The organism is Paenibacillus solisilvae (assembly GCF_042656405.1).
In the GTDB taxonomy this organism is placed as follows: Bacteria; Bacillota; Bacilli; order Paenibacillales; family Paenibacillaceae; genus Paenibacillus_Z; species Paenibacillus_Z solisilvae.
Map to the genome: position 1 here is coordinate 1 of NZ_JBHSOW010000062.1, position 11369 is coordinate 11369.

Sequence of the window (11369 nt, forward strand, 5' to 3'; positions counted from 1 at the left end):
CCTACGCGTCTCATCGCAGATGAGCGCAAGGCTCCGGGATTTACGTGAAATCGTGACAACTCAGCTAATGATAACCACTCGCAAAGGTTCATATCCAGTTTTCAGGGTGTAACTTCATTATGGTACACCCACTTCTGTGGTTTATTTTTTTGAAATAATGTCATCTGTTTGGAGAGATACCCAAGTGGCTCAAGGGGACCCTCTGCTAAGGGGTTAGACTGCGTAAGTGGTGCGAGGGTTCGAATCCCTCTCTCTCCGTTCGACTTCTTTATTAAGGCCCGTTGGTCAAGTGGTTAAGACACCTCCCTTTCACGGAGGTAACAGGGGTTCGAGTCCCCTACGGGTCACCATAATCTTTGGAGGCTTAGCTCAGCTGGGAGAGCATCTGCCTTACAAGCAGAGGGTCGGCGGTTCGATCCCGTCAGCCTCCACCATGAACTCAAATCGCATAATATGCCGGTGTAGCTCAGTTGGTAGAGCAACTGACTTGTAATCAGTAGGTCGGGGGTTCGAATCCTCTCGCCGGCACCATCTTTAACTAAATATCCTTACTTCTAATATGGCGATCGTGGCGAAGTGGTTAACGCACCGGTTTGTGGATCCGGCATTCGGGGGTTCAATTCCCCTCGATCGCCCCATATAGATTCTCTTGGGGATTAGCCAAGCGGTAAGGCAACGGACTTTGACTCCGTCATCCCTAGGTTCGAATCCTAGATCCCCAGCCATTTTCGATTAAGAGCCATTAGCTCAGTTGGTAGAGCACCTGACTTTTAATCAGGGTGTCGTAGGTTCGAGTCCTACATGGCTCACTTTTATAGCTTTGCGGTTGTGGTGGAATGGCAGACACGCTATCTTGAGGGGGTAGTGAGCGTATGCTCGTGGAGGTTCGAGTCCTCTCAACCGCACCAACGAATTACCTTTTATATGCGGAAGTGGCTCAGCGGTAGAGCATCGCCTTGCCAAGGCGAGGGTCGCGGGTTCGATTCCCGTCTTCCGCTCCATATTTTGCGCCCTTAGCTCAGCTGGATAGAGCGTTTGACTACGAATCAAAAGGCCGGGAGTTCGAATCTCTCAGGGCGCGCCATTTTCATAACGGGATGTAGCTCAGCTTGGTAGAGCACCTGGTTTGGGACCAGGGGGTCGCATGTTCAAATCGTGTCATCCCGACCATCTGTAATTAATTGCGGGTGTAGTTCAATGGTAGAACTTTAGCCTTCCAAGCTAATAGCGTGGGTTCGATTCCCATCACCCGCTCCATACATATTAACCAAAACCTTTGCCAAGCAAAGGTTTTTTTGTTGTTTGGGCATGATTTTCGGCTGGATCACTAAGCATGACTTTGATGTTCTTCATTAAGGATGATTTGATGCAGGTATTTATAAAGACGGCCAACATCAATCCGGTTCAGCTGCGGAATCCATACCTTTTATCGTCAATAAGTCAAGAAGCGTTAAAGCTTACTTCGGTTATCCATGCTCAGCTCTCGAGCGGCAATTTGAACTCTCGCTAAAAAACCTTAGCTCAGCATTTCTTGCGGCTTAAGGAAATCTCGATTTAGTTGGCTATGGAGCAGTTAGGCCAACTGATCCATAGCGATACCTGTGTTCGCTGCGGCAAATTGTGTATGATACAGCAATCCATATAATCCATTATGGATAAGCAGCTCTTCGTGAGTTCCCTGTTCAACAACGACACCATCTTTCAGGACAATGATGCTATCAGAAGCAAGTATGGTTGATAAACGATGTGCGATGACGATGGTGGTTCTGTGCTTCATTAATTCCTCAAGTGCCTTCTGCACATAAGCTTCAGATTGAGAATCCAGATGAGAGGTGGCCTCATCGAGAATGAGAATACGCGGGTTTTTCAAAATTGCCCGTGCAATTGCGATTCGTTGTCTTTCACCGCCTGACAATCGATGTCCGCGTTCACCGACGATGGTATGATATCCTTCCGGTAATGCAGTAATAAAATCATCAATATACGCTTTCCGGCATGCGTCCTCCACCTCTGCCTGAGTGGCATCCTCCTTGGCAAAACGCATATTATCGAGCAAGGAACCGTAGAAGAGGTAGGGCTCCTGAGTGACAAAGCCAATGTGGCTGCGTAAGGATTCCATTGTCACCTGCTTAATGTCCATACCGTCAATTCTGATTATTCCCGAAGACGGTTCATATAACCGGGCAATCAAGCTAATGAGTGTAGACTTTCCGGCACCGCTTGGTCCGACTAGGGCCATCATACGTCCAGGCTCGACCTTGAACGAGATATTCGTCAGGGCGGGTGTTCCTTGTCGATATGCGAAATGAACTTGGTTAAATTCGACCCTCCCTCTGACAGCCGGCATTACACCCGCATTCGGTGCGTCTTCAATATCTGGCTTCAAGTCCAAATATTCAAAGATCCGCTGAAAAATTCCGAGTGCGGCTGACATCTCCAAATGCACGCTGAGCAGAGAGGACAGGGGGTCATACAGCCTTCCAACAAGAGCTACGAAAGCAACAACGGAACCTAATGTCATCTGGTCATTCATAACACTCCAGCCGCCATATAAGTAGATCAGCGCCATTCCAACGGGGTTAGATACACCCGCGGCCATTCCATACCAGCGTCCAATGAGGCTCAGTCGAAGCTCCTTGCTCTTGACGCTCTCGTTAAGCTTCGTATATTTGAGCAATTGTTTTTGCTCTTGTCCGAACAATCGGGTTAAGAGAACACCTGATACGCTGAAGGTCTCCGCTAATTGTGCTGCCATCTCACCCCGGGTTATCTGCACCTCGAGCCGCAGATTTTTGCGCAGACGGGAAACACGTCGAACAGGCAGCAGAAGAAGAGGGACCACGACAAGTGACAATAGGGCCATTTCCCAGTTCAGGTTAACGAGGATGATGCCAGTTGCTATGAGCTGTGCAGCTTGAGTAATGGCCGATACGATCGTCCCAGTGATCGCTCCTTGAACAGCCTGCACATCCCCGGTTATTCGCTGAATGATTTCACCTGATCGGGAGCGTGTGAAGAAAGCCATAGACTGCCGCTGCAAATTCCGAAATAGCTGCTCGTTCAGATCGCGAATGACACTTTGACCTGTTTTGTTATTCATATGGGTCTGCCAAACATTAAGAAGACCTTTGCCTAACGGACTGGCCAGCATCAAACCCGCATAGAGCAGAAGCAGGCCTACATCATGCTGGGGGATGGCGATATCGACGATTTCTTTTGTTGCGAGGGGTGCGCCTAAACCGATGAACGTAGCCAAAAGCGAAAGGATCAAAATGAGCAATAACTGCTGCCAATAAGGCCGGAAGAGCATCAGTACTCTCGTTATCTTTACATCGGAAATTTTGGTCTTGGCATTATGTGAATCGCTCAGCTTTCGAATCGGATTTGCACCTCCGGTATGTGTAAGTTATCCTTCTGTTATTCATTATAAATTCTTTATATGACATCTATTGTCTTATATAATGTAAAAGAATCGTTTGATCATGGAACGGAGGTTAGCTATGCGAGCTGATCGCCTGCTTAATATGCTGGTCCTTCTTCAAAATCAGGGCAAAATGACAACGGAACAGCTTGCTTCTCAAATGGGGGTATCGTCACGTACCGTTATTCGAGATATGGAAGCATTGGCCATAGCGGGAATTCCCATTTATTCGGAACGTGGGCCGCAGGGAGGTTGGATGCTGTCCGAGGGCTACAGAACCCGCTTGACTGGGATGACCCAGAGGGAGGTCCTTTCGCTGCTTCTTCTCCAGCCATCGGGCCAGTTCAATGATTTGGGCATGCATGATGACTTTGAACATGCTTTTCAGAAGCTGATGGCTGCTTCTCCGGCAAGTTTGCGCGAGTATGCTGGTGGCATTCGCGAACGTCTGCATATTGACGGTACAGCTTGGTTCTCTGCCACTGAGAAGATGCGGCATTGGCCGACTGTACAAGAAGCAGTATGGAATAATCGCCGGCTTTCAATTCGCCATGCGGGTAAGGATGAATCCTTTGAAGGTGTAGTGGAGCCGCTCGGTCTTGTTGCTAAACGAAGCATCTGGTATATGGTGGCGCGGGCAGCTGGTGAAGGCAATGCTGACCCCGTCGTCTTTTTCCGGGTGTCCAGGCTGCAGGAAGCGACGCTGCTCGAAGCTACCTTCGAACGCCCGGCTGATTTTGATCTCAGCCAATATTGGGTAGAGGCCGCCGAACGTTATTCAATGGACAGAGAGGGCAGTTCCGTGCATATCAAGGTGCGGGAGGCGTTTTATCCTACGCTGACCCGGGAACGGGGATTTAGGCTCAGAGATATTCAGCCTGCTTGCGATGGATGGGTGGAATTGTGGATGGACTTTCGAAACCATAAATCCGCTTGGAAAACGGTAATCGGTTACGGGCTGGAAGTGCAGGTGATCGCTCCTGAGGAGCTGCGGCAGGTGCTCCGGGATACAGCTGAGGGCTGGATGCAGATGTACAAAGAATAAGATAGAAAATAATGCGGTTTTTGAAATTATTGCGGATTCCCATACAAAATTAATGAAAGTAATGGAGGAACTTCCACAACTGGAAGTTCTTTTTTTTCTGAGAAAGGGGTTAAAGATGTACTTAATGGCTGAACATTAGTATGATAAGCAAGTCCGATGTTACAGACCGCACAAGGATAGAAGAAAAAAGGGGAAACGGAAATTGAAAATCAACTTAAATTTCACTACAAAAGGCAAAATAGCGATTCAAAACTTTACGAACGAGGAATTAGTTGAGATCTTCAACCGCTATTCCAACACACTTACGAAGAAGTATATGGTTGATATTACGATTCCTGGCGAAATGAATGAGAATATTATTGTTGATGGCAAAGTGAAGGTTGTAATCGCAAATGTGAATTGCGATATAGATATCTTTTTTAGAGAGCTTGGAAGAGATCTGAAAGTTCCCTTGAAGAAAAGGCTTACTGGCATTACATTAGATCATGTATTTAAAGCAGAAATGGTATAAGCTCGTTTATGATTCAGGGTTCGGTGCTTGCCGGATCATATACGGAAGGGAACTCCATAGGCTTAGGTGACGAAAGTCGCTTTGGCTTGTGGTTTTTTTATAAAGGAGAGATGGAGATGCCGCTTGAAATCGAACGGAAATTCCTGCTGCCTGAATACCCGGAGCAATTGATCGGGGAAGGGAAACTGATGATCCAATCGGAGCAGCGCATAGAGCAGACATATTTGGCCATAGATGCAGATCAAGAATTGAGAGTGCGGAGAATTGTGGATCTTCATACAGATGAGGTGCAGTTCACGCATACCTTTAAGGTTGGCAACGGTCTCAAGCGCGAGGAGATAGAGTATTCCATTTCTGAGGGTATTTATGAGCAGATCACACAAGCCTTCCAAGCTGTGCCGCTTACCAAGAAACGTATAACGGCGGCTTGGGGTGACAGGATCGTGGAAATCGATTGTTACGATCAAATTCAGCTGATGGTGCTGGAAGTCGAATTTGATACCGAAGAGGCGGCAACCGGATTTATTGCACCAGACTGGTTTGGCCGGGACATCAGCTCAGAGAAGCAGTACAGCAATAAGAAGGTATGGAGAGAGCTCCAAAAAAAAGCTTCAAAACAAACAGAAACTGTGCTTCAATATGCGGGGAACGACGGTACCGCAGCAGCATTGCGAATGAACATAGACTGACAAGCAGCAGGATTCCATATACATGTTTGTAAGCTTGTACAAGCGGGACATTCGTTTGAAGCTCGAGAATAATGCCGCAGACAGCGACTGAGATCGAACCGCCGAAAAATTGAATCATTTGCATGAGCCCCATGCCAGAGCCTATCAGCTCTCTGGGCAAAATGCGGGACATCTCGTTGTTTAACGAAGCAATCGTAGCTGAGAAAGCTGGCGAGAAGAAGAGATAGCCGCAAAGAATGATTGCCGGAGATGCTGCAAGGCCGGCAGCAAATAATGCCAATACCGCAGATAGAATGAGATGTCCGATTAACAGGAACCGCAGATTCCCGTACCGGTCGATCCACCGCCCGACAAAACGGGTTGAGAATGCGGATAAAATGGCGCCGGGAGCAATCGTGAACCCAATGATCATTGCAGATTTGCTGAAGAGATTAGCAAGTGCAAGCGGCATAAGAAAAAGGTTGCCAAGGTTCAGAACTAAGATGCTGAATCCCACAGCAAACAGCTTCAAGTATGCAGGTTTTCTCAGAAGTGCAGGATTGATAAACGTTTCTGCTCGGGCTCGTCTCAAATGCCAAGCATGAGCAAGGAACGAGAGTATGCTCACCGCCAGCCAAATATATGACCGCTGTGTAACAGCCATCAGAAGAGTCGCGGCATTAATGACTATGCATACAGCGCCTACGATGTCGAAGTGAAACGGCTTTGGTTGTTCAATCGGCAGCAGCCTCAGCAGCACCGGAAGAATGACAAGGATAAGGCAGGTTACAGCGAATAAGCCATTCCATCCGAAGTACTCGCTAATTAATCCGCCGACGATCGGACCGAGCCCGAATGCCATTGCACTGCCCGCAGAGATCATGGCGATCGCTCTGCCGCGTCTTTCATAAGGGACATACCGGCTTGCAAGGACAAGACCCAGTCCTGCCATTGCTCCGGCTCCAGCGGACTGCAGGATGCGGGCAAGGAGCAGGGTATGGAAGTCCTGTACGATTATTCCGTAGACGGATGATAATCCGAGAACAAGCAGGCCTGCCGCCAGCAGTCTGCGAATTGGAATACCGTCTGAGAGTCTGCTGTAAATAACGGTAGATAATGCATAGCCGATGGAATAGCTTGAAATAACCCACGATCCCAGATCAGCGGAAATGCCGAGGTCTTGGATGATACTTGGTATGGAAACGTTAAACATCGTCGTATTCATCACGACAATGAACAGCCCGATCGTCCATACCGGCATTACGAGTTTGTCATTCATAGGTGATACCTTCCTATTCTTTTATCACGTGCGGATGTTGTTAATAGCGTTCGCTTAAGCAGCTCCCCCTATTCCTCTTCTTTCCCGGCAGCAGCTGGGGCGATTAAGAGTTTTCTGTACATATCCCGGCCGATACTGTATATTTCATCATACTTGGTTAATAACAAAAGAAAATAATCAAACCGTAAAATTAACAACCACCATCAACTAATGGAGTGATTTGATCATATGGCAAAAGCTAAAGGCGGAACCGGCAGAGGCACAGATAAGAAAGGCTGGAACAGATGGCAAAAGAGCGAGCTGAAGAAGCAAAAGCCTCTTCGAATCTCCAAAGCCATTAAAGAAGCAAAGGCTGCAGCTGCCAAAGGGAAGGGAAGCAGCAGCAAAGGAGACAATCCGTCGAAAGACTAGTATAAGTACAGAAAGATTCAAAGGGCGGCACGCTGCAGGCGCTGCCCTGTATTTCTCATCCAAAAGGGCAGTTCCTCAGGCATTAATGCCCGTAAGGAACTGCCCTTTTTATGACACAGCTAAGTATTAATCAATCGGTGGTACCGGCAATCCAAGCCCATCGGCAATTCCCTGACCGAATGCAGGATCCGCTTTATAGAAATGAACGATTTGACGAAGTTTAATTTCATCCTTCTCAACCGGCTTCATCGCTCCAACGATGTTTTGAACCAGACGGGCACGTTCTTCTACACTAAGCAAACGATACAAGTCTCCTGCCTGTGTGTAATGATCATGATGATCGTAAGCCACACTATCAGCGGCACCGGATACCTCGAATGCCGCAGGCTTGTTGGCTGCGGACTCTGTTGCACCTCCGTAGCTGTTTGGCTCGTAATATACACTCCCGCTGCCATTGCTGTCCGAGCGCATCTGACCGTCGCGTTGATTGTTGTTTACTTCAGCGACTGGCCGATTAATCGGCAGCGTATTATGATTTGTGCCGACTCGGTAACGGTGAGCATCCGCGTAGGCGAATAGACGGCCCTGCAGCATTTTGTCCGGCGAAGCCTCGATACCCGGCACAAAAGCACCTGGAGAGAAGGTAGCCTGTTCAACTTCGGCAAAATAATTCTCTGGGTTGCGGTCCAGCACCATACGGCCAACCTCGATTAATGGATAATCCTTTTGCGACCAGACCTTCGTCACATCGAACGGGTCAAACCGGTACGTATTGGCATCTTCAAGCGGCATGATCTGCACGTGGAGCTTCCATGCAGGGAAGTCACCTTTATCAATAGCATTGAATAAGTCCTCGGTATGATAATCCGGGTTCTCTCCGGCAAGTTTAGCCGCAAGCTCAACATCCAAATTTTTAACGCCTTGCTCGGTTTTAAAATGGTACTTCACCCAAACGGCTTGACCTTCGGCATTTACCCATTTGAAGGTATGGCTTCCGAAACCATGCATATGGCGAAGTGTTGCCGGAATACCGCGATCAGACATCAAGATGGTGACTTGATGCAAGGATTCGGGGGACAAGGACCAGAAATCCCAAACCGCATTCGGGTTTTTGAGATGAGTTTGCGGATGACGCTTCTGGGTATGAATAAAGTCCGGGAATTTAATAGCATCTCGGATAAAGAACACAGGGGTGTTGTTGCCAACCAGGTCGTAATTACCTTCTTCGGTGTAGAACTTCACCGCAAACCCGCGCGGGTCACGGACCGTATCGGCAGAACCGAGCTCGCCGGCAACTGTGGAGAAACGAATGAACATCGGCGTGCGTTTGCCCACCTCGGATAAGAAGCTGGCTTTCGTATAAGCGGACAAGTCATTGGTCACTTCAAAATAACCATGGGCTCCGGCACCTTTAGCATGAACCACGCGTTCAGGAACACGCTCTCGATTGAAATGCGCTAATTTTTCAAGAAGGTGGACATCTTGGATCAAAGTTGGTCCTCGTGAACCGGCCGTCATGGAATTCTGATTGTCACCAACCGGCGCACCCCAGCTCGTGGTCAGATGGTTCTTATTCGTTGTCATAACAGAAACCCCTCCTCGAAATATATTACCTGCTTTATATATGATAACAATTCTCATTAAATAATCAATATAAAAAATTATAAAAATGAGCCGCGAGTTTTTTTTAAGCGGTTTTTTTGTTGGGGCTCCATTTAACCGTAACTTTATCCTGCAAAGATGTCGATAACCTAGTAGAACCTACATCGAGGGAGAGAAAGGCATGTTGAAGAATCGAATGAAACTTACAGTCGGTAAGAAACTAGCTTTATCCTTTATTATTTTATTTATATTGCTTGTAGTACTGGGATTATCCTCGTTAAGTCGGGAACATTCGCTTCAGTCTAAGGCGAAAGAGATATCAACGACTTGGCTGAACGGGGTCTCAATCGCCAATAATGTTAATTTTTTAACGGAGCATATCCTATCCCTTCAATTCAAAATCATGACTCGGCCGGAAGAGACCAAGAAAGCAGGCTACGAGCAGGAAGCTTTAAATACGTTTCAGAAGATCGATCAGCAGCTGGAGGAATATGCGCAGTCCTATGCAAGTCGTGACGATCAGGTAATTGCAGAGAGGCTTAAGGCCAAGTGGGCAAATTTCCGCGAAGTCTTCAATCAGGCAAGCGGGATGGGCAAACAAATCAACTTGGTCAAAGGCTCTATCGGCAAAGAAAAAGAAATAACAGCCATCATGGATGAATCGGAGCGTTCCTTCAACGAGATGCAGCTGAGCTTGAATGAGATGGTGAAAATCAATCAACTAGGAGCGATTCAAGCGACTCAAGAAAGCGCGGATTTTTATAAAAAGAGCGTTATTATTAATATTATGATTGTTGGGCTATCGCTAGTAGTGGCTGTCGCACTCTTATTGGTTATTAACCGGCTTATTTCAAGACCGGTAAAGAAGGTTTCAGCATTGCTTGAAAAAGTAGCCCAAGGTGATCTGACAGTTGAGCGGCTGGAGCTTAAGCAGCAGGATGAGATCGGCTCTCTAGTCCGCTCCATGAACGAGATGGTAGCCAACCTGAAGAGCGCGATGTTTAGAATCCATGATGCCTCCACAACCGTAGCGACATCCTCACAACAGCTTCTTGCGAGCTCCAAGGAGAATACGGAAGCAACCAAGCATGTTGCCGCTTCTATAGAAGAAGTAGCAGCAGGCTCAGAGACGCAGCAGCAGAGCACAGCCGAGACCAGCCGTGCGATGGAAGAGATGACAGTCGGGATCCAGCGGATTGCCGGGACAACATCAGAGGTTTCAGAGCTGTCGCAGCAAGCCGCTGAACAAGCGGAAGCCGGGAATCAGTCTATTCAATCCGTCGTGGACAAAATGAACAGCATCAGCCGGTCTGTAGATGAAAGCGGACAGGAAATTAGAAGGCTGGAGCAGCATTCCGGGAACATAGGAGAAGTGATTCACATCATTGGCGAAATTGCCGGACAGACAAGCTTGCTTGCACTGAATGCCTCTATAGAATCAGCAAGAGCCGGTGAACATGGACGTGGATTTGCGGTAGTTGCAAGTGAGGTAAAGAAGCTTGCTGAGCAATCGGTGGATTCGGTAGAAAAAATAAAGGATTTGATCTCGCTGATCCAGCAAGATACGATTAAGTCCGTACAGACGATGAACCGCAGTATGGAAGAAGTGAAACATGGGCTGCGTGCGGTGACAGATGCCGAGAATGCTTTCCAGGGCATCGTTGCTACCTCTCAACTGCTTTCCGGTAAAGTTCAAGAGGTAGCAGCGTCTGCACAAGAAATGGCTGCCGGCTCTGAAGAAGTATCGGCTTCGGTGAATGAAATGAGCCATATCGCAGGTCAAGCAGCGGGTGCTGCCCAAACGGTAGCCGCATCAACCGAAGAACAACTTGCATCGGTAGAGGAAATCACCGCTTCTTCTCAATCATTGAGTGAAGTTGCGAAGGAACTGAATGAGCTCGTAGGGAAGTTTAAAGTGTAGCGAATTGGAATTTAACTTGAAGAAGCCTGGAGACGCAGGCTTCTTTTTCTTATTTGAAAGCGAAAGCAGAGAAAGATGTAAATCAATTCTTCTATATGTCAGGCGAGGACGCTGTCTCGGGCTCGATTTTCCGCTAAGGTGATACGGCATTTTTCTTTGAAAGGAAAGGATGTGCTGAAGAAAAAATAGATAGAGAAATGCAGTAATATCGGCTGATTCAACGATAATAATGCTAATTTTTAATAGAATTAAAAATTAATTTTAAAAAACACTTGCCATATCCTATAAAAGCATGTTATATTCTTATTCCGGGCCGAGAACGGCACGGACAAACACGAAATATTTGTTCCTTGAAAACTGAACATGAGTGACCTGTCATAAAGGTTTTAAAAAGCTAGCAAAGCTTGAGCAATTAAGCTTCTGTAAGGTGGAAGTCCTTTGGGACGGAAACACTATTATGGAGAGTTTGATCCTGGCTCAGGACGAACGCTGGCGGCGTGCCTAATACATG

Annotated in this window: 7 protein-coding genes, 12 tRNA genes and 1 pseudogene; 17 read left to right on the forward strand and 3 right to left on the reverse strand. The window is 47.4% G+C overall.

Annotation, left to right across the window (positions count from 1 at the left end; all coding sequences use genetic code 11):
• Positions 1 to 170: 170 nt before the first annotated feature.
• The 12 genes from ACFPYJ_RS16715 (at position 171) to ACFPYJ_RS16770 (ending at position 1257) form a co-directional block, all read left to right on the forward strand.
• Positions 171 to 258: transfer RNA gene (locus tag ACFPYJ_RS16715), tRNA-Ser, on the forward strand.
• Positions 259 to 275: 17 nt separating this feature from the next.
• Positions 276 to 350 (forward strand) — tRNA-Glu (locus ACFPYJ_RS16720).
• A gap of 8 nt (positions 351 to 358) precedes the next feature.
• Positions 359 to 434, forward strand: a tRNA-Val gene (locus ACFPYJ_RS16725).
• Between the two features lie 21 nt (positions 435 to 455).
• Positions 456 to 531 (forward strand) — tRNA-Thr (locus tag ACFPYJ_RS16730).
• Positions 532 to 562: 31 nt separating this feature from the next.
• Positions 563 to 638 (forward strand) — tRNA-His (locus ACFPYJ_RS16735).
• Between the two features lie 12 nt (positions 639 to 650).
• Positions 651 to 725: transfer RNA gene (locus ACFPYJ_RS16740), tRNA-Gln, on the forward strand.
• 11 nt (positions 726 to 736) lie between these two features.
• Positions 737 to 809: transfer RNA gene (locus tag ACFPYJ_RS16745), tRNA-Lys, on the forward strand.
• Positions 810 to 822: 13 nt separating this feature from the next.
• Positions 823 to 908, forward strand: a tRNA-Leu gene (locus ACFPYJ_RS16750).
• Between the two features lie 18 nt (positions 909 to 926).
• Positions 927 to 1001 (forward strand) — tRNA-Gly (locus ACFPYJ_RS16755).
• Between the two features lie 6 nt (positions 1002 to 1007).
• Positions 1008 to 1084: transfer RNA gene (locus ACFPYJ_RS16760), tRNA-Arg, on the forward strand.
• A 9-nt stretch (positions 1085 to 1093) separates the two neighbouring features.
• A tRNA-Pro gene (locus tag ACFPYJ_RS16765) sits at positions 1094 to 1170 on the forward strand.
• A 13-nt stretch (positions 1171 to 1183) separates the two neighbouring features.
• Positions 1184 to 1257: transfer RNA gene (locus ACFPYJ_RS16770), tRNA-Gly, on the forward strand.
• A 316-nt stretch (positions 1258 to 1573) separates the two neighbouring features.
• Here the strand turns inward: ACFPYJ_RS16770 and ACFPYJ_RS16775 are convergent.
• Positions 1574 to 3310 carry an ABC transporter ATP-binding protein gene (locus ACFPYJ_RS16775; protein WP_379189311.1) on the reverse strand — a complete coding sequence of 579 codons (1737 nt, stop codon included), beginning with the start codon at positions 3308 to 3310 and terminating at the stop codon, positions 1574 to 1576.
• A 190-nt stretch (positions 3311 to 3500) separates the two neighbouring features.
• On the opposite strand from ACFPYJ_RS16775, the gene ACFPYJ_RS16780 reads away from it, so the two are divergent.
• The 3 genes from ACFPYJ_RS16780 to ACFPYJ_RS16790 all read left to right on the forward strand — a co-directional run bounded on the left by ACFPYJ_RS16780 (position 3501) and on the right by ACFPYJ_RS16790 (position 5666).
• Positions 3501 to 4466, forward strand: a complete 966-nt coding sequence (locus ACFPYJ_RS16780) for a helix-turn-helix transcriptional regulator (RefSeq protein WP_379189312.1) — start codon at positions 3501 to 3503, stop codon at positions 4464 to 4466.
• A gap of 202 nt (positions 4467 to 4668) precedes the next feature.
• Entirely contained in the window at positions 4669 to 4977 is a 309-nt protein-coding gene (locus tag ACFPYJ_RS16785) for a hypothetical protein (protein ID WP_379189313.1), read from the forward strand.
• 116 nt (positions 4978 to 5093) lie between these two features.
• Entirely contained in the window at positions 5094 to 5666 is a 573-nt protein-coding gene (locus ACFPYJ_RS16790) for a CYTH domain-containing protein (protein ID WP_379189314.1), read from the forward strand.
• 100 nt (positions 5667 to 5766) lie between these two features.
• Here ACFPYJ_RS16790 and ACFPYJ_RS16795 read toward each other — a convergent pair.
• Positions 5767 to 6924, reverse strand: a pseudogene (locus ACFPYJ_RS16795) (MFS transporter); the annotation flags it as partial.
• Positions 6925 to 7152: 228 nt separating this feature from the next.
• On the opposite strand from ACFPYJ_RS16795, the gene ACFPYJ_RS16800 reads away from it, so the two are divergent.
• Positions 7153 to 7335, forward strand: a complete 183-nt coding sequence (locus tag ACFPYJ_RS16800) for a DUF3934 domain-containing protein (protein ID WP_379189315.1) — start codon at positions 7153 to 7155, stop codon at positions 7333 to 7335.
• Between the two features lie 126 nt (positions 7336 to 7461).
• Here the strand turns inward: ACFPYJ_RS16800 and katA are convergent, their stop codons facing one another.
• A complete protein-coding gene (gene katA, locus ACFPYJ_RS16805; protein ID WP_379189316.1) occupies positions 7462 to 8919 on the reverse strand; it encodes a catalase KatA in 1458 nt (485 codons plus the stop codon).
• Between the two features lie 199 nt (positions 8920 to 9118).
• On the opposite strand from katA, the gene ACFPYJ_RS16810 reads away from it, so the two are divergent.
• Complete coding sequence (locus ACFPYJ_RS16810; RefSeq protein WP_379189317.1) at positions 9119 to 10858, forward strand: methyl-accepting chemotaxis protein; 1740 nt, start codon at positions 9119 to 9121, stop codon at positions 10856 to 10858.
• Positions 10859 to 11369: the final 511 nt, after the last annotated feature.